The sequence below is a fragment of the Pleomorphomonas diazotrophica genome (genome assembly GCF_002844595.1).
GTDB classification, from domain to species: domain Bacteria; phylum Pseudomonadota; class Alphaproteobacteria; order Rhizobiales; family Pleomorphomonadaceae; genus Pleomorphomonas; species Pleomorphomonas diazotrophica.
The window spans coordinates 281444-306192 of record NZ_PJNW01000016.1 but is presented as its reverse complement, the minus strand read 5'-3'; the positions used below and the strand labels follow the sequence as shown (position 1 = coordinate 306192).

Genomic DNA, 24749 nt, shown 5'->3' with positions numbered 1-24749 from the left:
CGGGCCGACCTTCAGGATGGAAAAGCCATTGTCGATGAGCGCCTTCAGCGCCTCCGGCGTCTGGTAGTCGGTGGAATGCGCCTCGAAGACGAAGCCCTTGAGGTCGGACAGCACGGCGGAGAGTGAGGCGGCCTTGCCAGCATCGAAGGCGACGACGTTGTGATTGCCGAACTCGACGCCCGGCTGCACCACGGCGCCGACGGCGCGCTCGAAGGCTTGGGCGATGCCGGCCTTGGCGAAGGCCTCGCGATGGACGGCGATGGTCTCGCGCGCCGCCTCGGGCCTGGTGACCTCCAGCTCCTCGATCTCTTCCATGGCGCCGCCGGGGATCGGTACCTCGGTGCCGACGATGTAGACTGGCCTGATGGCGGCATCCCGGGTCGCCGCCTCGGCGACGGCGGCAAGCGAAGCCGCCCGCTCGGCGGTCAGCGCATCGGAGAGCGCCACCGGCTCGCCGGCGCAACCCATCGAGGTGTCCAAGTGGAGCTTGGTGAAGCCGGCCTTCGCGAAGGCGTCGATCATCACCTTGGCCTTGTCCATGGCCTCGGTTGCCGGCAGCTTCTTCCAGGGGTTGGGGCCGAGGTGGTCACCGCCGAGGATGACGCGCTCGAAGGGGAAGCCGAGGCGCTTGGCGATCACCTCGACGAAGTCGCGGAAGTCCCCAGGCGTCATGCCGGTGTAGCCGCCGTCCTGGTTGACCTGGTTGCAGGTGGCTTCGATCAGCACCGGCAGGCCGAGGCGGCCGGCGTGCCGCATGGCCGCCTCGATCACCACCGGATGGGCCGAGCAGATCGATGGAATGCCGCGCAGGCCGGAGGCACGAAAGCGCCAGGTGGAAATGTCGCTCAGCGGGTTCGCGGTCATGGCTCAGGTCCTCTGTTCGGCGATCAGCGCGTCGAGTTCGGCGCGAGTCGACGCGCCTTCCATCGGGCCGGAGCGGGTAACGGCCTTGGCCCCGGCGGCATTGGCATAGCGGAGCGCCGTCTCGGGATCGGCGCCGGCAAGCCAGAAGGTGACGAAGGTGGCACCGAAGCAGTCTCCGGCGCCGGTCGGATCGACCTCCGTCACCTTAAAGCCCGGCAGGCTGACCTCGCGGGTCGCGTCGAAGTAGCTGGCGCCGGCCGCCCCGCGCTTCAGGACGACGGCCTTGACGCCGCCTTTCAGGAGGTTGGCGACGGCTTCCTTCTCGCTGTCGGCCGGCGAGAACAGGAACAACTCCTCGCCGCTCGGCAGGAACAGGTCGGTTTCGCCCAGCACGATGGCGAGCGCCTCGCGCATGCCGGGGCTGTTCAGAATCTCGGCGCGGAGGTTAGGGTCGAACGATACCGTGCCGCCCTTGGCCTTGATCCTCCGCGTCGCCTTCAGAATCGCCTCGACGACGCTCGGCGCGTAGAGCGACGAACCCATGACATGCATGTGAGTGCAAGTTTCGACAAGAGCCGCGGCCGGGCCCTTGATCTCGATGCTGCCGCAGGCGCTGTGGCGGATGTTGAAGACGAAGTTGCGGCCACCGTCCTCACGGTAGCGCACGAAGGCGCTGCCGGTGGTGCCCAGCGGATCGACATCGATGCCTGAGACGTCGACGCCGTCGCTCTTCAGGCGATCGAGATTGACGTGGCCGAAGTCATCATCGCCGACCCGCGAAATGATGGCCGCGGCTTGCCCTAGCTTGCCGACCTGGTCGATGAAGATGGCCGGTGCGCCGGAGGGGAAGGGGCCGATCAGCTTGACCGGCTCGCGAAAGCCGTTGCCGCGTTCCGTCGCGACGATTTCCACCAGCACCTCGCCGATGGTGAGTACCTTGCTCTGACGCATTATTGCTTGGCCCGCTTGGAACGAACGTCGAGCCAGACGGCCAGCAGGATGACCAAGCCCTTGACGATCAGCTGATAGAAGTAGGGGACGGACAGCATGTTCATGCCGTTGTTCATGACGCCGATGATCAGCGCGCCGATGAGGGTACCGATCATGGTACCGACGCCACCGGCCAGACTGGTGCCGCCGAGGACGGCCGCCGCGATGGCGTCGAGCTCGTAGCTGGTGCCGGCGTTGGTCTGGGCGGAATAGAGGCGTGATGACAGGAGGATGCCGGAGATCGCCGCCATGATGCCGGAGATCATGAAGATGGTGATCTTCACCCGGTCGACCTTGATGCCCGAGTAGATGGCCGCTTCGCGGTTGCCGCCGGTGAGATAGGCCCGGCGACCGAAGGTGGTCTTCGACAGGAGCACGTGGTTGAAGACGAACAACACCACGACGATCCAGATGATGATCGGCAGGCCGACGAAGCTTTCGGCGCCGATGGCGATCCAGGTGGGATCTTCGATCATCGCCGGCGCGCCATTGGTCGGCAGGCTGACGAGGCCGCGGAAGATGCCCATCGTCGCCACCGTCACGATGAACGATGGCAGCCCGAGCTTGGCGGTGAGCGCGCCGTTGGCAAGACCCATTGCCGCTCCGGCGAGTAGCGTCAGCAGGAGCGTCGGCATGAAGCCGAAGCCGGCCAGAAAGGCCTGCGCGGCGGCCATGCCGGCGACGGCGATGATTGAGCCGATGGACAGGTCGATCTCGCCGAGCAGGATCACCCAGGTCATGCCGAAGGCGGCGATGGCGATCACCGCGATCTGCTGCAGAACGTTCATGAGGTTGGCGACCGTCATGAAGCGCGGGTTCATCACCGAGAAGATGATGCAGAGGATCACCAGGGAGACCAGGATGCCGCCATACTGCCGGAGCAGCTTGGCAATGGGCTTCTGGGCGGAGCTTACATGTTTTTCGTCGCTCATGACGTGATACCTGTCGCGTGGGCCATGACCGCTTCGGGAGTGGCGCCGCCGGGGAGCGTGGCGCTGAGCCGGCCCTCGTGCATGACGACGAGCCGATCGCTCATCCCGAGGACTTCCGGCAGCTCGGAGGACACCAGCAGGATCGCCGTGCCCTCGGCCGCCAACTGGCGGATGATCTTGTAGATTTCAAACTTCGCGCCGACGTCGACACCGCGCGTCGGCTCGTCAAGGATCAGGATGCGCGGCTGAGTCAGAAGCCACTTGGCGAGTACCGCCTTCTGCTGGTTGCCGCCAGAGAGCGAGCCAACGGGCGTGTCGACCGAGGCCGTCTTGATGGTCAGCCGGCCGACCTCTTCCTTCGCCGCCTTGCGCTCCTGTCGCTTCCGCATGAAGCCGAGCGACGCGGCGAAGCGCCCGAGTGCCGCCATCGAGATGTTCCACTCGACGCTATGGGCGAGGACGAGACCCTCTTCCTTGCGGTTCTCCGTGACGAAGGCGATGCGACGCCCGATGGCATCGACCGGCGAGGTGATGGTGGCCGCCTCGCCGTCGATGCGGATGCTGCCGGTGGCGGCCTTCATGCCGAACAGGGCGTTCATCACCTCGGAGCGGCCGGAGCCGATCAGGCCAAAGAAGCCGAGAATTTCGCCCTTCCGCACGTCGAAGGAAACATCCTGAAACTCGCCATGGCGGCTAAGGCCCTCGACGGACAGGATCGGCGCTTCGCTCGCCGCGGGGGCGGCGGAAAGACGCGGCGGGTAGATCTCGTTCATCTGCCGTCCCACCATCATGGCGATCAGTTCGTCGATGGTGACGTCCTCGCGCTGCCGGGTGGCGATGAACTCGCCGTCGCGGATGACGGTGATGTCGTCGCTGAGCCGCATGATCTCTTCCATGCGGTGCGAGATGTAGATGATGGCGACGCCCCTGGCTTTCAGGCGGCCGATGATCGAGAACAGGATCTCCGTCTCGGCATCGGTCAGTGACGAGGTCGGCTCGTCGAGGATGACGAGGCGCGGGTCGGGGATCGACAGCCCCTTGGCGATCTCGACCAACTGGCGCTGGGCCATGGAGAGATGGCCGACCTTCTCGGTGACGTCGACCGGCAGGCCGAGGTCGCGGACGATCTCGGCGGCGCGGCGCTCGAGCGCCTGGTCGTTGATGAAGCCGTAGACCGACGGCTCGCGCGTCGCCAGGATGTTCTCGGCCACCGTCATGTTGTTGCAGAGGCTGAGTTCCTGGAAGACGATGGTGAGGCCGCGCGCGGCCGCGTCCTGCGGGCTCTCCGGCTTGTAGGATGCCCCGCAGAACTCCACCTCACCGGACGTGGCATGATAGACGCCGGCCAGGATCTTCATCAGCGTCGACTTGCCGGCGCCGTTTTCGCCGAGAAGCGTGTGAACGCGGCCGGCGCGCACCTCAAGGTGCATGTTCCTGAGCGCGGCGACCGGACCGAACAGCTTGGATATGTTGTTGATCTTGAGAATGACGTCGCTGGTCGCGGCCGACATGCCCGCCTCCTTTCCGACGCGAGTGCCCTCGGCCGCGACTGACGCCGGACTGACGAGGGAGGGAAGACGCGGGGCCGCCGCCAAGCCGCCCCGCGCTCCTTCTGCTTATATCACTTGCGGGTGTAGACGCCCGGCTCGATCGGCTGCTCGGCCGGCACATCCTTGCCGGCGATGACGTCGATGGCCGTGTCGACGGCCCGCTTGCCCATCTCGCCCGGGAACTGCTGGATGACGCCGACCATGACCGGGTTGGTATCCACGGCCTTGCGGGCCTCTTCCATGCCGTCGAAGCCGATCACCTTGACCTGGCTCTCGAGACCGGCCGACTTCACCGCCACGGCGGCGGCGAGCGCGGCGTCGTCACCGAAGCCGAAGATGCCCTGGATGTCGGGGTTGGCCTGCAGCATGTTCTGCGCGGCGGCCAGCGCCTCGGCGCGAGTGATGCCGGTCTGCTGCGCGACGATCTCGATGTCCTTGTGCTCGCCGATGGCCTTCTTGAAGCCGTCGATGCGGTTCACCACCGACTGAACGGTCGGATAATCGATGATCGCCACCTTGCCCTTGTCGCCGAGCTCCTTGGCCATCAGCTCGCCGGCCTTGACGCCGCCGGCGTAGTTGTCGGTGCCAATGTAGGAGGTGACCTCGACGCCGTTGGCCGGCACGTCGACGGTGATTACCTTGATCCCGGCCTTCTGAGCCTTCTCGATCACCGCTTTCACGCCCTTGCTGTCAACCGGCGACAAGACGATGACGTCGACACCCTTGACGATGAAGTCCTCGACGTCGGCAAGCTGCTTGTTGAGGTCCTGGTTGGCGATCGCCACTTCGAGCGGAACGTTCTTGGCGGAGGCCTCGGCCTTCATGGCGTCGGCGAGCTCGATGTAGAACGGGTGCTGCTGGGTGAGCAGCGAAGCGCCGATGCCGTCGGCCATAGCCGACGTGGCGAGGAAAGCGAAGGCGGAGCCGGCGAGAGCCAGGCGAGCAAACGAACGAATAGTCATCTTGTTCCTCCCACATGGCCGCCGCTCCAATCCATCCTCAGGATCAAGAGACATGCCGGCCGGTGTTGAACTTGTCGGGCAAACAGGCTCGCGCCAGGCGGAGCCTCGCCCATTGGGCCCACGAGCGGGCCTTCCGGCGAACACGCCTCGACGGAGGTTTCCCTTCGTCTCAGCAGGGCCAACACATCACGGAATGTTGCCGCATGTCAACACAGAACTTTTACGCGCGTAATAATTTTGAGCGCCGTATGAAATGTTCTCCCCGTGGGTCAGGATGACAAGGCAGCAAATGCATGAGGTTGATGTCCGGGTTGGTTCGGTCGGGTCGATTCCGCCCGGCTGCGCGTGACCGGGGGCAGGGCGCTCCGCGCAAACACCGGCCGCCAAGACCCTCCGGTCCGGCGGACGGCGATGCTATGGTTGGTGTGGCCTTGTCTGAAGTCGGGCGTCACGCGGCGAAACCAGCCGGCCTCAGCCAACCAGAAGAGCGCCCGCCGTTGCCTGATCGGTAATGAGTCCACTCAGCAGACGCCCCCGCAGAGCCCCTCGGATTGCCTGCACCTTGTTGATGCCGCTACCGGCGGCCACGGTCGGCAGTTGCTGCATGAGCGACATCGGGATACCGGCAACACGATCGTTGGTGGATCCCTCGAGAACCTGACCTGCGGCGTTGAAGGCCCACCCTGCGATTTCCCCGACCGCGCCGCGGTCGGCCAGCTCGACGACCTCGGCTTCGGTCAGAAAGCCGTCTCGTTGAAGCGGACAGTTCCAGGCAATTTCGCAAACACCGACGAAACAGGCGCTGGCCTTCTCGGCGAGCGACAGGATGGTCTGGTACGATCTCTGGCTCTGAAGCAATGCGCGCTCTTCGATGGTCGAAGTAACGACGGGGGTGGGCATTGGGAAACACTGGGCGTTTGCCTTGTCGGCCAAACGCGATACGACTTCGTAGTGACTGGCCCGTCCGTCACGAGACATTGCTCCGATAAGGGAGATTATCTTGTGGTCCGGCTGGTTCATGGTCGGCACTTCGGATACCGCGGCGAGCAGCGTCCTTCCCGTCGACAGGCCGATCACGGTCGGTTCGGGAACCGATAGGGCGTTCTCGATATACTCCGCCAGGGCGACCGCGATGCCGCCGGATTGCACCGTCGCGGCGTCGGCCGTCGGCACCACCGTACAGGTTCTCAACTCGAATCGTTCGCGGATACGCTCTTCCAACTCCACGCACTCGGCAATCGGGTGATCGAGCCGAAACTTGATCAGCTTTTCCGAGACCGCGATCGACACGAGGCGCTGCGCCGTCTGACGGGAAACGCCGAGTTTCGTCGCGACTTCGTCCTGCGTGTTCCCGGCGATGTAGTAAAGCCAGGCTGCCCGAGCCGCTTGATCGAGCCTTCGTTCCTGCAGCTCCTTGGGTGGCAGCACCATTGGGCCGATCCAATCTTCTCTGGCGTCGCATGACCCAAGAGGGTCATGGAGGATGGATGCGCCGAACACCTCACACTTGCCGGGCGACGGCTCGGCAGGAAGTGCCTCGGCGCAAACTGTAGGTTCATGAAAACCTAATATCTCACACGCTCAGACCCCTCAAGCGTTTGAAGACTGGATGGCATTTAGGCTACTACCGCGTGGCGTCCAGCATGATCTTGCCCCGGACGGACTTTGAAAGGAGTAATTCTGGAACTGCTCCGGCCTGCGACAAAGGCAAAACCCTATCGATCAGGCCATCTAGTCTGATCCGGTTGTTGCCCAAAGCCTCGGCGCCAAAGGTCCACTCCCATCCCGGAAATGGAGCCGAGTAGTTCATCCATGATCCCTGGATCGTGAGTTCCTTGCGGTTGATCTCCTCGAACTCGGCGGGCTGGAGCGTCAGCGGGACGTGCGGAGTGCCGACGTACATGACGCGCCCCTTGCCGGCCGCAATCTTGAGGGCCAGGATTTCGGCTGCGGGAACTCCGGCCGTCTCGAACACGATCTCATAGCCGCCAGCCTCTATTGCGGCGCTCACCGCCGCCTCGTCGCGTGAGTCGACAACCGTATCGGCGCCGTAGGTCCTGGCTAGCTCAAGCTTGGTGGGATCGACGTCGAAGGCGCAGATCGGACCGGCGCCAAGCAGCTTCGCCGATTGCATCAGCAAGATGCCGATGGTTCCCATGCCGACGACCGCCGTCGTTCGGCCGGGGCGGAAATCCATGATGTTGATCGCATGCAGTCCGACGGTCAGCGGCTCCATGAAGGCGCCCGCGAGCAGGTCGATCGAATCGTCGAGAAGGACGGCGTTGAGGCGCGGCATGACCACGTACTCGGCAAATCCGCCCGATTGCCGCGAGCCGATGAAGCTGTAGCCCTTGCCGAGCGCAAAATTGCCGCGCTGGGATTGCGGGTGCTCGAAAATCGGCACAAGAGGCGCGCATGCCACTTTCTTGCCGATCAGGTTATGCTCGATACCTGTGCCAACCTCCACGACGGTTCCGGAGAACTCATGCCCAAGAACGAGCGGGTAGAAGTGTGCGCCGTTATGGATGAGGCGAGGAACGTCCGAGCCGCAAACACCGCTATAGGCGACACGGACCAGAAGTTCGCCTTCACCAATCTCAGGGTCCGCAACTTCCTCGACCCGAAGATCGGCGTTTCCATGGAGAACAGCTGCCCTCATTTTTCCACCCCATATTTCCGTCTGATTTCATCAAGCTGGACCAACACGCTGCGATTGTTTTCGTAGGCGGCGTCAAAAAGCGCGAAGAGGTCGTCGTAGTAGCCGCGAGAACCAGGATCGGGCTCACGCGTGCAGTCGACCGGCAAAAGGGAGAACGCTTCATCGGTGGAGTGGAAAGTTCCGATGCCGAGACCGGTCAGGATCGCCAGGCCAAGGTTGCCCACCTCTTTCTGGCGTGAAGGCGTCAGGCTCATCCCCGTGGCGTCGGCGAAAACGCCGGTCCAAAACCGATTGTTGGTAATTCCACCCGTGAGCGCCGCGGAAGACGGACGCTTCGCCCTCAATTTCTGAAAGACATGGCGGGCCCCCAGCGCCGTGCTTTCCATGAACATGCGGGCGAGATGCCGGCGATCGGTGCCTGGTGTAACTCCCATCACGATACCCGACAGCGCATCGCTCCAGAGTGGAGCGCGCTGGCCGGTCATGTAGGGTAGAAAAACAAGAGGGTGCTCGCCGCGACCGACCTCTTCGGCGTCGGCGCAAAGCTTCTCGAAATCCTTCTCGCCGAGAAGGTTGCGGAACCACAGGAGTCCGGCGCTGCCATAGTCAACGCTGCCGTTGACGAGCCATTTTCCCTCAATGCCGGCATGATACGTCAGGCCATATCCATCGACGGGCGGGGCATCGACGAGAACGCCAACGTTGGTTGCGGTTCCCGCCGCGATGTAGGCGTCCCCATCGTTACGGAGACCGAGCCCAACCGTCGCTGCGACGTTGTCCATTGCGCCGGCGATAACCGGGGTCCCGGCAGCAAGCCCGAAACGCTCGGCCGCCGCCATCGTGACCCGGCCGACCACGTCGCTACAGCCGGCGATCTCCGGCAGTTTACGGCGATCTATCCCGGATGCTTCGATGAGCTCTTCCGAGTAGGTACCCGAGCGGATGTCGCAAAGCTGAGACAGAGCCGCTTCGGAGCGGTTCATGAGAAAGACGCCGGTCAACTGGTGAACCAGGTAGGAACTACAATGCAGCAGTGAAGCACAGGCGTCGTAGATGTCCCGCCGTTGGTCCCGCAGCCACATGGCTTTCGGGCCGAAGTTGGACGGATCGGAGCGGTTTCCCGAAACCCTGAGCTGAAGATTTCCGTAATGGCGGCTGACGAAATCGCTTTGCTCTTGCGCTCGGCGATCGAGCCATATGAGTCCCGGGCAGAGTGCGTTTCCTTCCCGATCGACGGGAAGCATCAGGCTCGACATGCCGTCGACGCCAATTCCACCGATGGCGTCTGGACGAAGCCCGGTTCGCTCCAAGATGCAGCCGACGGCACGCGCCAGGGCGTCATTCCAAAGATCGGGATCCTGCTCTGCCCAGCCGATTCTGGGATAGCTCGTCGGGTATTCCTGCTTCGATTGGGCGACCACGTTGAGTTCGGCGTTGAACAGGACTGCCTTCAAACTCGACGTACCGATGTCGACCGTCAGTATGAAACTCAAGCGAACCTCCCCCTTGGCGTCGCCACCGATCTTCTGGGTGATCAGGCAAGCGACTACCGAAGGTGCCAACCTTATCCTCGAGAAGACCTTACCAAGCCGCTTCAGCTATGGCAATTGCCAATCATGATGGCATATGCCAAATACCAATGAGGCGCCGTTGATGGATGTGAAACTTGCAAATAAGGCGCAAACGCAGATTGGCTGGGCGGCTATCGAGCAAAATTCTCGCCCAATTATGCAATTAAATGTAGATTTATGGGAAAAATACACACCTTAAAATTGCATTATACCAAGGCATTAGCTCATGTGCTTGACATTTGCCCTGATATAATGCTCACTGTCTGGGTAGTTGCTCAAGGGCTGAGGTGGTGCCTCGGGCAACAGGAGGAGCCAAGCATAAAATCTATGGACTGACGGTTCCGGGAGCGACCTGGAGAAGGTTGCTTTGGCGCGGCCGTCGCCAAAACGTAGTTATCTGCGCGCATATGGCTGCCTGGGCTTTATGTGCTGGCTCGCTAGTACGCTTTGACTATTCCAAACGGCTTTCGCCCTCTGGTCGAGAGAGGATTGACCAGAGGTTGCTTAGGAGGAAACAATGAACATTAAGCGTATCGCTCTGGCGGCGGTCGCCGCGGCGGCCCTGTGTGTCACCGGGGCGGCCATGGCAAAGGAACTCAAGGTTGGGTTCTCCAACCGCACGCTGAATGGACCGTACTTCAGCGCCCTCACCGAGCACATCAAGACCATGGGAACGGCCGAGGGCTGGACCATGATCACCACGGACGCGCGTGCCGATCTCAACAAGCAGATCGCCGACGTCGAGGACATGCTGGCCCGGGATCTCGACTACCTGATTCTCAATCCCCAGGATCCGGCTGCCGGTCTGCGCATCGTCAAGCAGGCCAACGCCAAGAAGGTGCCGGTGATCATCATCGACAGCGACTTGGCCCTCGGCGCCGACGTCATCACGCGTATCGCTCCGGACAATGCCCGCAACAACCAGCTCATCGGCGAATACGCTGCTTCGCAGTTCGGTGACACCCCCATGAAGGTGGCGCTGATCTCCGGCAACCAGGGCAACCTCGTCGGCCAGACCCGCTCGATGAACTTCTTCAGGGGCATCATCGATGGGCAGCTGCGCGCCGCCGCGAAGACCAACTTCACGATCGTGAGCCAGGTCTGGGGTGGCTGGGACCAGCAAGGCGGCCTGAAGGCCATGGAAGACGTGATGGCTGCGCATCCCGATACCAACGCCGTCTACACCGAGAACGACGACATGGCGCTGGGTGCGGTGCATGCCCTCAAGGCGGCCGGAAAGCTCGCCGACGTCAAGGTCTATAGCTACGACGGCAACAAGAACGCCTACAAGGCCATTATCGACGGTGAAATGCAGGCCACCGGCGAGAACAACCCCAAGATCATGGCAGAGATGGCCATCGATACCATCAAGAAATACGATGCCGGCGAGCGCCACTTCACCGATTACTCGCTTTGCCCGGTACTGGCGGTGACCAAGGAGAACGCCGAAAAGGTCTACGATCCGAACTCTCTGTTCTGAGAGAGCGTTCATAATTCTCCCCCAGCAAGAACGGAGGCGGCGTTTCGCCGCCTCCAGCCAATAATGGCCTCAATCCCTGGTCCCGTCCGAAATCACGAGCTCGGACCCGAGCCGGCAGCAATCGCGGTTGGCGAGTCTGAAAAAGCGCACCGCGATCGGCTTCTGGAGAGCATCCATGCAGTCCATGATGAAATCCCTGATCATTTCCGAACCCGGCAAGATGGCGATCGCCGAGATGCCTCGTCCCGCGCCCAAGGCCGACGAAGTTCTGATCCGGGTTCGGGCCAGCGGCATTTGCGGCACCGACGTTCATATCTATAACGGCGGTTTCACTGCCTCCTACCCGGTCGTTCCGGGGCATGAGTTCGCCGGCGAGGTCGTGGCCGTGGGGCCCGAGTGCTCTCGCGTTCCTGTAGGCGCCCGTGTGGCGGTCGAGCCCAACGTCCCCTGCAACAATTGTCCGGAGTGCCTGCGCGGCGAGCATCATTTCTGTCGCAACATGATCGTGCCGGGCGTCAATCGGTCAGGTGGCATGGCCGAGTATGTTGTCGTCAACGAAAGAGGCGCGTTTGACATCGGCGATCTCTCCTTCGTGGAAGGTGCTTTGGTCGAGCCCCTCTCCTGCGTCGTACACGCTACCGAACGGCTGGGCGTTGGCTGGGCGGAGCACGTCCTTATTCTTGGTGCGGGGCCGATCGGCATCCTGATGGGCCGCCTGATCCGAGCGCGCGGTGCCGCTCGCGTCGACTATCTGGAGCGGAGCCCCGGGCGTCTTGCCCGTGCCGCGGCGATGGGGCTCGGAGAGGTTTACTCCAGCTCTGGCGATATCGCCGACAAGGTCTACGACGCCGTCGCCGATGCCTCCGGCAGTTCGGCGCTCGTGGCCGAGGCGGCCAATCGACTGACCCGCCCGCGCGGCCGGGTCCTGGTTTTCGGCGTGCCTCACAAGTCCGGGCAAATCGCGCTCGACCATTTCCGTATCTACCGGGAGGAAATCTCTGTCATCGCCTCCTTCACGTCGTTGAAGAACAGTATTCAGGCGATCGATCTGATGAAGAGCAAGACCATCGACGTGAGCGACGTCGTCTCCCACCAGATCAAGCTTTCCGAGTGCCCCGACTATATCCTGCGTATGCAAGCCGGCGATGGTGATCTCCGGAAAGTCACGGTCACGGACTTCACCAACTGAGATGCGAAAGCGGGCGTTGTCGGTCGGCCCGACTTCGCCGGTCATGACTTAACGAGGAAACGATGAGAAATATTCTAGCGCGGCATGCCGTCGGCGAACCGGTCGGAATTTGTTCGGTTTGCTCGGCGCATCCTTTGGTGATCCGCGCAGCCCTCCTCTACGACCTCCATACCGATCGGGTCGTATTGATCGAGGCGACGTCAAACCAGGTCAACCAGTTCGGTGGCTATACGGGCATGACGGCGGCGGGATTCAGGGATTTCGTTTGGGGCATCGCCGATGAGATCGGCTTTCCGCGCGAACGGCTGCTTCTTGGCGGAGATCATCTGGGTCCCAACACGTGGCGCAACAAGAAGCCTGCCGAGGCGATGGAGCTGTCAAAGCGCCTCCTGGCCGACTATGTGGCTGCTGGATTCAGCAAGATTCATCTCGACGCCTCGATGGCCGTCGCCGGGGAGACCGACCCCATCGATCCTGCTCTCGCTGCGGAACGGGCGGCCGATCTCTGCGCCGCCGCCGAGGCCGCACGCCCTCAAGGGGTCGCGCCGCTCTATATCATCGGGACCGAAGTCCCGGTACCCGGCGGCGAGGCCAATGGTCTCGCCGGCATTCAGGTGACCCGTACCGTTGACGTCGAAGCGACCATTGAGACGCATCGCCGCGCGTTTGCCGCCCGAGGCCTGGATGCGGCTTTTGAACGCGTCGTCGGCGTCGTCGTGCAGCCGGGTGTGGATTTCGACAATGCCGGCATCATCGCCTACGCACCAGAGAAGGCGGTCGGTCTTTCGCGATTCATCGAAAAGCATAAAGGGCTTGTCTACGAAGCGCATTCCACCGACTTCCAGCCACGCCAGCGACTGCGGGAGTTGGTTCGCGACCACTTCGCCATCTTGAAGGTCGGGCCGGCACTCACTTACGCGTTGCGTGAAGGACTGTTCGCCTTGGCATCCATTGAAAGCGAGATGGTCCCGACGGAAAGGCGCTCGCATCTTCGGGAGGTCATCGAACGGATAATGCTCGACGAGCCGGGCTATTGGCAGAAGTATTATCCGGGTACATTCTCCGAGCAGTCCTTGCTGCGCATCTACAGCCAGTCCGACCGCATTCGGTACTACTGGCCTCATCCGGCCGTGAGTTCCGCGGTCGACAGGCTCATGGCCAACCTTTCGTCTGAAAAGCTGCCGGCAGGTCTCGTTCGGCAATACGCCGGCCTCGAGCGTGCGCGTCTGGGCGATGGAAGCATAACGGCCCAATCTATCGTCATGGACAAGATTTGGCAGGTACTCGACGATTATCGGTTCGGTTGTTACGGGCAACTGAGCTGACGCTTTCGCCGACCGAACCGGCGCCGATTTGTGGGGAGGCAAACTGGCGCCGGCGCGGAAGCGGCGGGCACCGCCGCTCGCGGGTTAGGCGCGGCGAGAGCCGCCGCAAGAACGGACTGAGGAGGATACATGTCCGACTACGCAATTCGCATCGAAGGTGTCGGCAAGACATTCGGCGGCGTACACGCGCTGCGAGACGTCGACCTGCACGTTCGCCCTGGCACCATCCATGCCCTGGTTGGTGAGAATGGCGCAGGCAAGTCGACGCTGATGAATATTCTCGCCGGCATCCTGCGGCGCGACAAGGGAACGATCGAGGTTTTCGGCGACCCTGTCGATTTTGCAAGTCCGGTGGAAAGCCAGAAGCGGGGTATTGCGATCATCCATCAGGAGCTGGCGCTCGCCCCCGACCTGTCCGTGGCCGAGAACATGTTTCTCGGCGATCTCGGCAACGGATCGCTATTTGTCGACTGGAAGACGATGAACCGGAAGGCGGGTTCGGCACTCTCCGCATTCGGCTTCAATATTTCGCCCACAACCCTGTGTGGTGACCTGTCGGTGGCCTACCAGCAAATCGTCGAGATCACCAAGGCTCTGGTCATTCAGGATTGCCGCGTCCTGATCCTCGACGAACCGACGGCAGTGCTCGCCGATCCCGAAACGGAAGTCCTGTTCGATAATCTGCGCAAGCTCAAGGAAAGCGGCATCACGATTATCTACATCTCGCATCGTCTTGAGGAGATCTTCCGCATCGCCGACGCCATCACCGTTTTCAAGGACGGGCGAACGGTCGCCGATCTGGACCCTCGGTCCTGCACCGAAGACGACATTATTACCAATATGGTCGGTCGCAAGCTGGAAGCGCTCTTCCCCGCCAAGCCGGAGGGCGACACTGAAGGGCAGGTACTGCTCAAGGTCGACAATCTCACGCGGAACGGTGTGCTCGACAACGTCTCGCTGAGCCTGCGCGCCGGAGAGATCGTAGGTCTCTCTGGCCTGATCGGATCCGGCCGATCGGAAGTCGTTCGCGCCATCTTCGGTATCGATCCGCTGGATTCCGGCACGATCGAGGTGGCGGGCAAGCGCCGGCTCATTCGCAAGCCGTCCGACGCCATGCGGGTCGGCATCGGTCTGGTTCCCGAGGATCGCAAACGTCAGGGCGGCATCCTGCCGATGAGCATTTGCGAAAACATGACCATGACCAACCTCGAGGCCATCAGCCGCTTCGGCATTACCAATGCGCGGGCGGAGCGTCGCATCGCCCAGGCCTCACAAGAACGCGTCAGGATCAAGCTGGGAGCCTTGAACGATGCTCTGTCTTCATTGTCCGGCGGCAACCAGCAGAAGGTCATCGTCGCCAAGTGGCTGAATACCGACTGCAAGATCCTCATTCTCGACGAACCGACACGCGGTGTCGATGTCGGCGCAAAAGCCGAGATCTATTCGATCATTGCCGCTCTGGCATCCGCCGGCGTGGGAGTTCTGGTGATTTCGTCCGAGCTGGTTGAGGTCATCGGTCTTTGTCACCGAACCTACGTGATGAGCGAAGGAGTGGTCGCTGGCGAGCTCAAGGGGCGCGAGATGACGGAGGAAGCAATCATGCGGCTCGCCATTCCCAAGCGCCGTGTCCACTGAGAGTTTTGGGGGAAACAATGTCTGCCAATAAGCTGTTTCGCCTGGTCATCAACCAGTCGACCATCGTTGTATTCGTGTTGATGCTGGTCGCGGCCGGCTTCCTATCTGATCGCTTCTTCTCGCCCGATAACATCACCAACATCCTGCGGCAGAGCGTGCCTCTCGGCATCGTGTCGCTCGGCTTGCTGTACGTCATTCTCACCGGAGGCATCGACTTGTCGGTTGGTTCGGTGATGGCCCTGGTGTCGGTTGTCGCCGCGCTCACCATCCCAGGCTTCGGCGTGTCCGGCGCGGTTGCGATCTCGCTGATCGTCGGCATCGCATGTGGCCTGGTGAGCGGCTCACTGGTCGCCAACTTCGGCATCGCGCCGTTCATCGCTACTCTGGCGACCATGACGATCACCCGAGGTCTGTCGCTGATCGTCTCGAAGGGGCAGCCGATCTTCATCGACGATCAGGCTTTCATGGACTTCGGCAGCGCTGCGATCTTTGGCATCCCCGCCCTGTTCTTCCTGCTGATCGTGGTGACAGCCGCGGCTCTGTTCCTGAACCGAAAGACCGTGTTCGGGCGTCTGGTCATTGCCATCGGCTCCAACGAAACGGCGACCCGATTTTCCGGCATCAACATCATGGCCATCAAGTTGGCCGTGTACGCGATATCGGGATTCACCTGTGCGGTCGCCGGTGTCGTCTCGGCAACCCGTACCGGCGTTGGTTCTCCCATCCTGGCTATCGGCTTCGAACTCGACGCGATCGCCGCCGTCGTCGTCGGTGGCGCGAGTCTGGCGGGTGGCCGGGGAACAGTGATCAACACGCTGATCGGCGCGCTGATCCTGTCGATGATCTCGAACCTCATGAACTTGATGGACATTCCCGGCTATCATCAGCAGGTCGTCAAGGGCGTCATCATCGTCTTGGCCGTTCTGCTGGAGAGCGCCAAGCGTCGCGCCTCCACGCAGCATTAGCGGAGTGAAAACGACCGGCGCAGGGCGCAACGAGTGCCCCGCGCCTGCCCGCAGCATATGTTGAGAGCCCCAGGCTTGCCCCGCCGGTTCCGTTCGCGTGACGGGACCGGCGGCTTTGTCTCGGCTTGCCTCCATCGTCAGCCGATGCGATTGGTCGTCTCGCGATCGAAGACATGCAACCGGGCGCCATCGAGGGCGATGTGCAGCGGCTGGCCGACCGCGGCGATGCCGCGTTCCAGCGTGTAGATCTTGAGATCCTGGCCGAGCAGGCGGACGTGGACGATGGTGCCGAAACCCGTGGGTTCCACAAGATCGACACGCGCCGCGTAGCTGCCGGCTTCCGGGCCGGCGACGATGCGCACGTGCTCGGGACGGATGCCGACGGTCACGGCCTGTCCTTCGGCTAGTTGAACGCCATCGGGAATGGCGATCTTGCTGCCGTCGTCGGTTTCGATGGCGCCGGCGCGGCGGTGTCCCTCCACGAAGTTCATGGCCGGCGAGCCGATGAAGCCGGCGACGAACAGGTTGGCCGGGCGGTCGTAGAGATCGAGCGGATTTCCGACCTGCTGGATGATGCCGCCATGCATGGCGACGATGCGGTCGGCCAGGGTCATCGCCTCGATCTGGTCGTGGGTGACGTAGACGGAGGTGGCGCCGATCGACTTGTGCAGCCGCTTGATCTCGGCCCGCATCTGCTCGCGCAGCCGGGCGTCGAGGTTGCTGAGCGGTTCGTCGAACAGGAAGGCCTTGGGGTGGCGGACGATGGCCCGGCCCATGGCGACGCGCTGCCGCTGCCCGCCGGACAATGCCTTGGGCCGCCGCGCCAGGAGCGGATCGAGCCCCAGCTTGCCGGCCGCCGCCCCGACCGCCTCGGCGATCCGTTCCTTGGCGGTCTTCCGGAGCTTCAGGCTGTAGCTCATGTTGTCGGCCACCGTCATGTGCGGATAGAGCGCATAGGATTGGAACACCATGGCGATGTCGCGGTCCTTGGGCGCCACCTCGTTGATGCGGCGGTCGTCGATGCGGATCTCGCCGGCGGTGATGTCTTCAAGCCCGGCGATCATTCGGAGCAATGTCGACTTGCCGCAGCCGGACGGACCGACCAGCACGACGAACTCGCCATCGGCGATGGAGAGGTCGATGTCGTTGAGGACCGGCACGGTGCCGAAGGTCTTGGTGATCGCCTCGATGGTGATGGAAGCCATGGAACGCTCCTCAGCCCTTCACCGCGCCGGCCGTCAGGCCCTGCACGAGATAGCGCTGGATCAGAAGGAAGAACAGGCAGGCCGGGATCAGCGCCAGAACGCCGGCGGCCATCATCTGCCCGAAGTCGACGGAGAACTTGGAGACGAAGGACAGGAGGCCCACCGGGAAGGTGGTGGCCTGATTGCCGGAGATCAGCATCAGCGCGAACAACAGCTCGCTCCACGCCGCCGTGAAGACGAAGCCGAGCGTCGCGGCGATGCCGGGCAGCGTCAGCGGCAGGATGATTTGCCGAAAGGCGGTGAACCGGGTAGCGCCGTCGATCATCGCCGCGTCCTCGAGGTCCTTCGGGATGCCATCGAAGAAGGACTGCATCAGGAAGGTGGCGAAGGGCACGTTGAAGGCGACGTAGACGATGACGAGGCCTGTGAGGCTGTTGGTGAGCCCGAGCGGCGACAGCATCTTGAACATCGGCGCGATCAGCATGACCAGCGGGAACATCTGGGTCAGCAGGAGCAGGGCGACGATCCAGTATTTGCCGCGGAAGACGAAGCGCGACATGGCGTAGCCGGCCAGCGAGGCGACGATGGTGACGATCACCGCCGTCGCGCCCGACACGATGGTCGAGTTGAGGAAAAAGGTCGGGAAGCTCGAATGGGTGAGGACGAAGGCGTAGTGTTCGAGGCTGGCCCGCGACGGCCAGAGCCGGATGCCTTCGGTGTAGAGGAGACTGGTCGGCGTCACCGACACCTTGAGCAGCCAGAACAAGGGGAAGAGGGCAAAGGCCACGTAGGCGAGGACGGCCAGCCGGTGCAGCAGGGTGAGGACGATGCGCTTTCTGGTCATGTCAGTGCCTCGTCAGCATGGTTTGACGCAGGACCACGATCAGCATCGAGTAGGCGAGCAGCAGCACCAGCAGCACCAGCGCGATCGCCGAGGCGTAGCCGAAGTCGAGGCGGCGGAAGGCCTGGGTGAAGATGTAGCTCGCCACGATCTGGGTCCGGTCGGCCGGCCCGCCATTGGTCATGACGATGATGAGATCGGCGAAGTTGGCGATCCACACGGTGCGCAGCAGGATCGATATGGCCATGGTCGGCGCCAGGAAGGGCACGGTGATCGACCGGAAGCGTTCGATCGGTCCGGCGCCGTCGATCTCCGCCGCCTCGTAGAGATCCTTGGGGATCGCCTGAAGCGCCGCCAGCATGGTGATGGCGAAGAAGGGTATGCCCCACCAGACGTTGGCGACGATCGGCCCCCACATGGCGGTTTCCGGATCGGACAGGATGTTGCTCGGCTCCGACAGGATGCCCAACGCATAAAGCCAGTGCGGGATGGGGCCGACTACAGGGTTGAACATCCATGCCCAGTCGAGACCCGACAGGAAGCTCGGCACCGCCCAGGGCAGGAAGCAGAGCGCCTGCGCCAGCGCCCGTCCCTTGAACGGCCGGTTGAGCAGCAGGGCCAGGATCAGGCCGAAGATGAACTGCAGGATCACCGAGCTGAAGGTCCACCAGAGCGTATTGACGAGGGCGCCGCGAAAGGCGCCGTCGCCGGCGAGGTCACGAAAGTGCTTGAGCCCGACGAAAGCGCCGCTGAACGGGTTGAGCAGGCGGATGTCGCGAAAGGCATAGGAAACGCCGAGCGCCAGCGGCACCAGCATGATGGCGACGATCAGGATCAGCACGGGAGCCGAATAGAGCCAGGGCTCCAGTCGCGCGGCGATCTTCTGCATGGGCGTTCGGCGATCGCCGGCCGGCGACCCCGAAGCGGTGTGAAGAGTCATCGAACGGAAACTCTCAGGGTATGACGGACCAAGCGCGAAGCTTCGATCGCCGGCCCAACCGGGCGCCGGCGGTCAAGCTGACGTTCGGCAGCGAGGCCGCCGAACGCCGATGCGAGGTCGTCGTTACTTGGACGCGAGGAACTTCTGCTGCGCCGCCGTCAGGTAATCCGCCCACTGCTTGGAGAGATCTTCGGGCGTGATCTCGCCGAGCAGCGCCTTCTGGCTGGTGGTGATCACCAGCGAGTCCTTGAAGAAGGCGAACTCCTCGAGATGCGTCGGCATCACCGTCGGCACGACATTGGGATCGCTGAGTTCCTCGAACCAGCCCTTGAACTGCTCGCCGGCATAGAACGGGTCCTTCTCGGCCGCCGTGTGGATCGGTAGCGCGCCGATGCGCTTGTTCCAGGCGATGTTGCCCTCCGGCGCTTCGAGCGTGGCAATCAGGTTCCAGGCGAGGTCCTTGTGCTCGCTGCTCGCGAACATCGACCAGCCGCCATAGCCGATGGTCGGGAAGGCCTTGCCATCAGGTCCCTTCGGGAAGGGCGCAACGCCATAGTCTTCCGGCTTCATGCGCTCGGCGATCGAGATGAGGGCGTCCGGATCCTGGTCGAGGAAGGCGCAGGTGCCGGAGTAGAAGCCGCCGACAATCTCGTTGAAGCCCCAGTTGACGCTGTCCTTGGGCGCAAGGCCGGACTTGTAGAGATCGATGACGTAGCTGACGCCCTTGACCCAGCCGGGATCGGCGAAGGTCGAGGTGCCGTCCTGCTTGAAGAAGCTGTTGTCACCGGCCATGGTGGCGCCGAACATCACCCAGCCGTTGAGCCCGCCCGGACCGCCGCGCAGGCAATAGCCTGACTTGCCGGGCAGCTTTGATACCTTCTCTGCCGCAGCCCTGAACTCATCAAGCGTCTTCGGCGGCTCGGCGACGCCGGCCTCGGACAGCAGTTTCTTGTTGTAGAACATCGCCCGGAGATAGAATCCATAGGGCAGCATGTAGGCCGTATCCTTCACCGACCGGCCCATCTCCAGGGCGCGCGCCGTCAGCCCGGAGGTGTGTTCCCATTTCTCGAGATAGGGCTCGAGGCTCTCAAGCGCGCCATTGTTGGCATAGAGCGCGAGCCACGTGTCAGGCATCTCGACGACATCGGGCGTTTCGCCGGCCGACACCATGGTGGCAAATTTCTCGAAGGCCTGGTTCCAGGGCAGGGAGATAATCTCCACCTTGGTGCCGGGATTGGCGTCCTCGAATGTCTTGACGATACCTTTCAGCGTCTCGGTGCGCTCCGGGCTGGTGATCACCTCGACGAGTTTCAGCGTCGTGTCGGCGAGAGCGGTGCCGGTCATGAGCAGCGTCGACAGCGACGCGATAGCCAAAATCCTGTTCATGAAAGTTCCCCTTTCCTTGGTTGCCACATGAGGGCGGGGTGCTGGAGGCCCCGCCTTGCGGTCTTCTGTTGTCCGGCCGGTCATCCCGGCCGATCGGGCATCAGCGCCCCTGTTTTTTTGTTTTGCTCCGATGCCCTGGCCGGCCCCTCCAAGCCGGAGAAGTGTTGACGAGGCTGGTCCTCCTACAGGCGCGCCGCGTCGATGGCCGCGCCGAGGTCGGCCCACAACGCGTCCGCGCCTTCGAGGCCAACATGCAGGCGCACCACGCGCGGACTGATGCCGAAGTCGACCGCCGAGTTCGGCCCGGCGGCCTGGTTGTGAACGACCGTCGCCGGAACGACGAGGCTCTCGTGTCCCCCCCAACTGACGCCGAGCTTGAACAGCTTCAGTCGGTCGGCGAACTTCGGGATGTCGACGCCCTCGGCGAAGGTGAACGAGAACAGGCCCGACGTGCCGGAAAGGCCGGGCGGCAGGCTGTTGCCGAGGCCGGGGTGCAGAACGTTTTCGACGAGCGGATGGGCGGCGAGCTTGCGGGCGATATGAAGTGCCGCTGCTTCATGGGCTTTCATGCGGGTCGGCAGTGTCCGGAGGCCGCGGATCAACAGCCAGGCGTCGAAGGGTGACAGCTTGCCGCCGAGATAGGGATAAGTCGTCGCGCGGATCCTGCCGATCAGCGCCTTCGATCCGGTCACCACGCCGGCGACCACGTCGGAATGGCCGCCGATGTATTTCGAAGCCGAATGAAGAACCAGATCGACGCCCAGCGACAACGGCTGCTGGAAGACCGGCGACGCCCAGCTGTTGTCGATCGTCGTGACGACGCCATGCTTGCGGGCGAGGGAGGCGAGGGAGGCGACATCGAGCGCATCCATCGACCAACTGGTAGGGCTTTCGATGTAGAACAGCGCGGCGCCCGGCAGTTCGCGGGCCACTTCCGCTTCGTCGCGACCATCGACATAGACGGTGCGGACGCCATATTGCCGGAGCAGGATCTCGAACAGGCGATAGGCGTCGGGATAGACGTGGCGGACGCAGAGCAGCTTGTCGCCGGGGCGGACGAAGGTCATCACCGTCGAGGAAATCGCCGCCATGCCCGAGGCGAAGCCGATGGCGTCTTCCCCACCCTCAAGCTGCGCGATCATGTCTTCAAAGTGTCGGACGGTCGGGTTGAGACCGCGGCTGTAGGTCGGTCGGGTCTTCTTGCCCATGTAGGTCTCGTTCATCTCGTCATAGGACGAGAAGGTGAACAGCGACGTCTGGGCGATCGGTGGCACCACGGCGTCGTAGGCATTCACCTCGTCATGGGCGACGATCAGGCTGGCGCGCCTGATCGGGTCGGCATCCTCACTCATCTCGACATGTCCTTGATGTCTTCCTCGACAATCTCGAGGATCGCGTAGGTCTTCTCGCGCGCCAGCGGGACGTTGCGGGCGACGATCGCCTCGAACAGTTCACGGTGGAACGGGAAGGACCGCCGGGCAAAATCCGGTCGGTCGAACGGCTGGTCGAAAAACCCCTCGAAGGTCTCGCGCATCTGCTCGAGCAGGCGCGGAAACAATGGGTTATGGGTGGCGTCGTAGATCGAGAGATGAAAGGCAAGGTCTTCCCGGCCGGCCGTTCCCTTGTCGAGGTGGACGCGCTCCATCTCGGCCAGCGTCGCCGCCATGAGGGGAACGTCCTCGGCCGTATGCCTAAGTGCCGCCACCGCCGACGCCTCCACTTCCAGTCCGCGCCGCACTTCCAGCGTTTGCAGCAAGGCGTCCCTCAGATGCGACATGTCCAGCGACAGCGGCACGTGAACCGTGCCCGGCGAGATCGTCCGCATGAGGAAGGTGCCGGAGCCGACGCGCGGTTCGGCGACGCCGAGCGCCTGCAACTGCCGGATCACCTCGCGCACCGTCGATCGGCCGACGCCCAGCGCCAGAGACAGCTCGCGCTCGGTCGGCAGCTTGTCGCCCGGCTTCATGCCGGCGCGCTCGATGTGATCGGCAAGCGCGTTCATCACGCTGCGGACGCGGTCGACACGCGGAATGCGTTCAAGGGAAGAAATATCGCCCGCCATCTGCCCGCCATTTCGGTCGCCGGAACAATGTCCGGTAAATTGGTCTGACATCTGACATTAAGAGGGCGAGGCTGAAGTCTGTCAAGACGCGTGAGGAGGCTATCTCCCCATTGGCCGGGATGGGCCTCCCTCGATGGTGGCAGGTCGCCACATTGACGAATGCCGCGAGTTGAGTCTCAATCCGAACGGTCTTAGCCTCAGGGGTGCGATCCGGACGGCGCGGGCCGGTTCGTTGCATCCAAGCCTGCTCCGGGCAGCGTCTGTGGGTGATCCGGCCGGCCAGGAAAGTGTTTTATGAAGACGGACGACACGGTCGTTGTTGATGCCCCCGGCGCACAGGCCGAAGACACCCGTCACGGCATGCCGGTCGGCCTTGGCACGCGTCTCAAGCTGGCGCGCCAAACGCGCGGCATGACGCTGAAGGCGCTGGCGGAGGCAGCCAACTGCTCGGAAAGCCTGCTGTCGAAGATCGAGAACGGCAAGGCCTCACCCTCCCTGCCCATGCTGCACCGGATCATCAAGGTGCTCGACAAGAACATCGGCTGGTTCTTCGAGGAGTCGCACGGCGAGGAAGGCATGATCTTCCGGGCCGGCACGCGGCCTGTTCTGACGCTCGATCCGCTACGTCGCGGCAAGGGCATCGCGCTTGAACGGATCATTCCCTACTCGCCCGGCCATCTCCTGCAGTGCAACATCCACCATGTCGAGGTGGGCGGGGAAAGCGCTGGCCCCATCCAGCACGTCGGAGAGGAAGTTGGATATGTCATCGTCGGAGAGGTCGAGCTGATCGTCGGCGAGCGGAGCTTCCACCTGAGGGAAGGCGACGCCTTCGCCTTCAACTCCGACCTGCCGCACCATTACCGGAATGCCGGTGACCGTCGGGCCAGCATCTTCTGGGTGAACACGCCGGCGACCTTCTGAAGTGCGCCAATCGCTTGGGCCGACTATGACCCGGCGCCGATATCTTCATTTCTCGGTATGGCGAAGCGTCCCCGCTGAATGGCCGGATTGCCGCTGAAATCGCTGTTCAAGTTACTTGACAATAAGTCAACAATCTTGAAATATCGCGCTGTGCCATTCGGCGCCAACAAGCCTCAAAAGGGGCGAAATAACCAAAGGGGATCCCAAATGCGTCTTTCCAGGATTCTGGCGGGCAGCGTCCTCGCGTCCGCTTTCGTAGCCAGCTTGTCGCAGGCCTCCGCCGAGACATTTGCACTCGTCAACATCAATCAGCAGGCGCTGTTCTTCAACCAGATCAATGATGGTGCCACGGCCGCTGCCAAGGCTGCCGGCGTCGATCTCGTCATCTTCAATGCCAACAACGTTCCTGCCGCGCAGAACGACGCCATCGAGAACTATATCACCCAGAAGGTCGACGGCATCATTCTGGTGGCCATCGATGTCAACGGCGTCAAGCCGGCCATCACCGCCGCCAAGGCCGCCGGCATTCCGGTGATCGCCATTGATGCCCAGATTCCCGATGGCGACAACGTCGCCTTCGTCGGTGTCGACAACACGAAGGCCGGCGAGGATATCGGCAAGTTCTACGCCGATTACGTGAAGGCCGAAATGGGCGGCAAGGCGACCGTAGGTGTCGTCGGGGCGCTCAATTCGTTCATCCAGAACCAGCGCCTCGACGGCTTCAAGAAGGCGGTTACGGCGAGCGGCGCCGACGTGACCTTCCTCGACACGGTCGACGGTCAGAACGTCCAGGATGTCGCCCTGTCGGCCGCCGAGAACCTGATGACCGCCAACCCGACCATGGGCACGCTTTACGCCACCGGCGAGCCGGCACTGATCGGCGCGGTGTCCGCCGTCACCGCCCAGGGCCACACCGACAGCGTCAAGGTGTTCGGCTGGGACCTGACCAAGCAGGCCGTTCAGGGCATCGAAGAAGGCTGGGTCGTCGCCGTCGTCCAGCAGGATCCGGCCGGCGAGGGCAAGGCCGCCGTCGAGGCGCTGATGACGCTCAAGAAGGGCGGCACCGTCGATCCGATCATCAATGTGCCCGTGACCATTGTCACCAAGAGCAACGTCGCCGACTTCAAGTCGATGTTCGAGTGACCGGAGTTCTATAACGGGTCGGGGCGTCGAGATGGCTCTCGGCGCTCCCGTGCATCGCTGCCTCCCGCCGGCCGTATAGGCGACCCGCCGGCGGGATGCCATGTCCAATGGGCGGGCCACTGGCCGCTC

Annotated in this window: 21 protein-coding genes; 7 read left to right on the top strand and 14 right to left on the bottom strand. The window is 62.9% G+C overall.

Features of this window, described 5'->3' with window-relative positions:
- The 8 genes from CXZ10_RS19130 to CXZ10_RS19095 form a co-directional block, all read right to left on the bottom strand.
- Positions 1 to 864: class II D-tagatose-bisphosphate aldolase non-catalytic subunit (locus tag CXZ10_RS19130; protein ID WP_101290953.1), on the bottom strand; the 864-nt coding region annotated here is incomplete at its 3' end.
- Between the two features lie 3 nt (positions 865 to 867).
- On the bottom strand, positions 868 to 1815 hold the full coding sequence (locus CXZ10_RS19125) for a tagatose kinase (protein WP_101290952.1): 948 nt from the start codon (positions 1813 to 1815) through the stop codon (positions 868 to 870).
- Entirely contained in the window at positions 1815 to 2786 is a 972-nt protein-coding gene (locus tag CXZ10_RS19120; RefSeq protein WP_101290951.1) for an ABC transporter permease, read from the bottom strand. Before CXZ10_RS19120 ends, CXZ10_RS19125 begins: the two co-directional genes overlap by 1 nt.
- Positions 2783 to 4297, bottom strand: a complete 1515-nt coding sequence (locus tag CXZ10_RS19115) for a sugar ABC transporter ATP-binding protein (RefSeq protein WP_101290950.1) — start codon at positions 4295 to 4297, stop codon at positions 2783 to 2785. Before CXZ10_RS19115 ends, CXZ10_RS19120 begins: the two co-directional genes overlap by 4 nt.
- 110 nt (positions 4298 to 4407) lie before the next feature.
- On the bottom strand, positions 4408 to 5298 hold the full coding sequence (locus CXZ10_RS19110) for a substrate-binding domain-containing protein (RefSeq protein ID WP_101290949.1): 891 nt from the start codon (positions 5296 to 5298) through the stop codon (positions 4408 to 4410).
- 471 nt (positions 5299 to 5769) lie between these two features.
- Positions 5770 to 6729 carry a sugar-binding transcriptional regulator gene (locus CXZ10_RS19105; RefSeq protein WP_101290948.1) on the bottom strand — a complete coding sequence of 320 codons (960 nt, stop codon included), beginning with the start codon at positions 6727 to 6729 and terminating at the stop codon, positions 5770 to 5772.
- A gap of 193 nt (positions 6730 to 6922) precedes the next feature.
- Entirely contained in the window at positions 6923 to 7957 is a 1035-nt protein-coding gene (locus CXZ10_RS19100; protein ID WP_101290947.1) for a galactitol-1-phosphate 5-dehydrogenase, read from the bottom strand.
- Positions 7954 to 9450 carry a xylulokinase gene (locus CXZ10_RS19095; RefSeq protein WP_143741567.1) on the bottom strand — a complete coding sequence of 499 codons (1497 nt, stop codon included), beginning with the start codon at positions 9448 to 9450 and terminating at the stop codon, positions 7954 to 7956. The genes CXZ10_RS19100 and CXZ10_RS19095 overlap by 4 nt, the downstream gene beginning before the upstream one ends.
- Positions 9451 to 10045: 595 nt before the next feature.
- Between CXZ10_RS19095 and CXZ10_RS19090 the strand changes: the two genes are divergently transcribed.
- The 5 genes from CXZ10_RS19090 to CXZ10_RS19070 all read left to right on the top strand — a co-directional run bounded on the left by CXZ10_RS19090 (position 10046) and on the right by CXZ10_RS19070 (position 16122).
- The gene (locus tag CXZ10_RS19090) at positions 10046 to 11008 is read left to right on the top strand and encodes a substrate-binding domain-containing protein (protein WP_101290945.1); all 963 of its coding nucleotides are present in this window, start codon (positions 10046 to 10048) and stop codon (positions 11006 to 11008) included.
- 220 nt (positions 11009 to 11228) lie between these two features.
- Complete coding sequence (locus tag CXZ10_RS19085; protein WP_180336078.1) at positions 11229 to 12197, top strand: alcohol dehydrogenase catalytic domain-containing protein; 969 nt, start codon at positions 11229 to 11231, stop codon at positions 12195 to 12197.
- A gap of 62 nt (positions 12198 to 12259) precedes the next feature.
- Positions 12260 to 13522 carry a tagatose-bisphosphate aldolase subunit GatZ gene (gene gatZ / locus CXZ10_RS19080; RefSeq protein WP_101290943.1) on the top strand — a complete coding sequence of 421 codons (1263 nt, stop codon included), beginning with the start codon at positions 12260 to 12262 and terminating at the stop codon, positions 13520 to 13522.
- Between the two features lie 129 nt (positions 13523 to 13651).
- Positions 13652 to 15157: a sugar ABC transporter ATP-binding protein gene (locus tag CXZ10_RS19075; protein ID WP_101290942.1), complete on the top strand. Its 1506-nt coding sequence runs from the start codon at positions 13652 to 13654 to the stop codon at positions 15155 to 15157.
- 17 nt (positions 15158 to 15174) lie between these two features.
- Positions 15175 to 16122 (top strand): ABC transporter permease, encoded by a 948-nt coding sequence (locus CXZ10_RS19070; RefSeq protein WP_101290941.1) that lies wholly within the window; start codon positions 15175 to 15177, stop codon positions 16120 to 16122.
- A 137-nt stretch (positions 16123 to 16259) separates the two neighbouring features.
- On the opposite strand, the gene CXZ10_RS19065 is transcribed toward CXZ10_RS19070, so the two are convergent.
- The 6 genes from CXZ10_RS19065 to CXZ10_RS19040 form a co-directional block, all read right to left on the bottom strand.
- On the bottom strand, positions 16260 to 17327 hold the full coding sequence (locus CXZ10_RS19065) for an ABC transporter ATP-binding protein (protein ID WP_101290940.1): 1068 nt from the start codon (positions 17325 to 17327) through the stop codon (positions 16260 to 16262).
- Positions 17328 to 17337: 10 nt separating this feature from the next.
- Complete coding sequence (locus CXZ10_RS19060) at positions 17338 to 18171, bottom strand: carbohydrate ABC transporter permease (RefSeq protein WP_101290939.1); 834 nt, start codon at positions 18169 to 18171, stop codon at positions 17338 to 17340.
- A 1-nt stretch (position 18172) separates the two neighbouring features.
- On the bottom strand, positions 18173 to 19057 hold the full coding sequence (locus CXZ10_RS19055) for a carbohydrate ABC transporter permease (protein ID WP_425298940.1): 885 nt from the start codon (positions 19055 to 19057) through the stop codon (positions 18173 to 18175).
- 174 nt (positions 19058 to 19231) lie between these two features.
- The gene (locus CXZ10_RS19050) at positions 19232 to 20494 is read right to left on the bottom strand and encodes an ABC transporter substrate-binding protein (RefSeq protein WP_101290937.1); all 1263 of its coding nucleotides are present in this window, start codon (positions 20492 to 20494) and stop codon (positions 19232 to 19234) included.
- Positions 20495 to 20676: 182 nt separating this feature from the next.
- Complete coding sequence (locus CXZ10_RS19045) at positions 20677 to 21846, bottom strand: PLP-dependent transferase (RefSeq protein WP_101290936.1); 1170 nt, start codon at positions 21844 to 21846, stop codon at positions 20677 to 20679.
- Positions 21843 to 22556, bottom strand: coding sequence for a FadR/GntR family transcriptional regulator (locus CXZ10_RS19040; RefSeq protein ID WP_101290935.1), 714 nt, complete (start codon positions 22554 to 22556; stop codon positions 21843 to 21845). The genes CXZ10_RS19045 and CXZ10_RS19040 overlap by 4 nt, the downstream gene beginning before the upstream one ends.
- Before the next feature lie 360 nt (positions 22557 to 22916).
- On the opposite strand from CXZ10_RS19040, the gene CXZ10_RS19035 reads away from it, so the two are divergent.
- Positions 22917 to 23477, top strand: coding sequence for a cupin domain-containing protein (locus CXZ10_RS19035; RefSeq protein ID WP_101290973.1), 561 nt, complete (start codon positions 22917 to 22919; stop codon positions 23475 to 23477).
- A 207-nt stretch (positions 23478 to 23684) separates the two neighbouring features.
- Positions 23685 to 24620 (top strand): ABC transporter substrate-binding protein, encoded by a 936-nt coding sequence (locus tag CXZ10_RS19030; protein WP_101290934.1) that lies wholly within the window; start codon positions 23685 to 23687, stop codon positions 24618 to 24620.
- The last annotated feature ends 129 nt before the right edge of the window (positions 24621 to 24749 follow it).

Coding starts and splice junctions, on each gene's coding strand:
- CXZ10_RS19110 (WP_101290949.1), bottom strand. CDS start 5,298: ATGACTATTCGTTCGTTTGCTCGCCTGGCTCTCGCCGGCTCCGCCTTC.
- CXZ10_RS19050 (WP_101290937.1), bottom strand. CDS start 20,494: ATGAACAGGATTTTGGCTATCGCGTCGCTGTCGACGCTGCTCATGACC.
- CXZ10_RS19120 (WP_101290951.1), bottom strand. CDS start 2,786: ATGAGCGACGAAAAACATGTAAGCTCCGCCCAGAAGCCCATTGCCAAG.
- CXZ10_RS19125 (WP_101290952.1), bottom strand. CDS start 1,815: ATGCGTCAGAGCAAGGTACTCACCATCGGCGAGGTGCTGGTGGAAATC.
- CXZ10_RS19040 (WP_101290935.1), bottom strand. CDS start 22,556: ATGGCGGGCGATATTTCTTCCCTTGAACGCATTCCGCGTGTCGACCGC.
- CXZ10_RS19030 (WP_101290934.1), top strand. CDS start 23,685: ATGCGTCTTTCCAGGATTCTGGCGGGCAGCGTCCTCGCGTCCGCTTTC.
- CXZ10_RS19115 (WP_101290950.1), bottom strand. CDS start 4,297: ATGTCGGCCGCGACCAGCGACGTCATTCTCAAGATCAACAACATATCC.
- CXZ10_RS19105 (WP_101290948.1), bottom strand. CDS start 6,729: ATGGTGCTGCCACCCAAGGAGCTGCAGGAACGAAGGCTCGATCAAGCG.
- CXZ10_RS19070 (WP_101290941.1), top strand. CDS start 15,175: ATGTCTGCCAATAAGCTGTTTCGCCTGGTCATCAACCAGTCGACCATC.
- CXZ10_RS19100 (WP_101290947.1), bottom strand. CDS start 7,957: ATGAGGGCAGCTGTTCTCCATGGAAACGCCGATCTTCGGGTCGAGGAA.
- CXZ10_RS19055 (WP_425298940.1), bottom strand. CDS start 19,057: ATGCAGAAGATCGCCGCGCGACTGGAGCCCTGGCTCTATTCGGCTCCC.
- CXZ10_RS19075 (WP_101290942.1), top strand. CDS start 13,652: ATGTCCGACTACGCAATTCGCATCGAAGGTGTCGGCAAGACATTCGGC.
- CXZ10_RS19065 (WP_101290940.1), bottom strand. CDS start 17,327: ATGGCTTCCATCACCATCGAGGCGATCACCAAGACCTTCGGCACCGTG.
- CXZ10_RS19045 (WP_101290936.1), bottom strand. CDS start 21,846: ATGAGTGAGGATGCCGACCCGATCAGGCGCGCCAGCCTGATCGTCGCC.
- CXZ10_RS19035 (WP_101290973.1), top strand. CDS start 22,917: ATGCCGGTCGGCCTTGGCACGCGTCTCAAGCTGGCGCGCCAAACGCGC.
- gatZ (WP_101290943.1), top strand. CDS start 12,260: ATGAGAAATATTCTAGCGCGGCATGCCGTCGGCGAACCGGTCGGAATT.
- CXZ10_RS19090 (WP_101290945.1), top strand. CDS start 10,046: ATGAACATTAAGCGTATCGCTCTGGCGGCGGTCGCCGCGGCGGCCCTG.
- CXZ10_RS19060 (WP_101290939.1), bottom strand. CDS start 18,171: ATGACCAGAAAGCGCATCGTCCTCACCCTGCTGCACCGGCTGGCCGTC.
- CXZ10_RS19085 (WP_180336078.1), top strand. CDS start 11,229: ATGGCGATCGCCGAGATGCCTCGTCCCGCGCCCAAGGCCGACGAAGTT.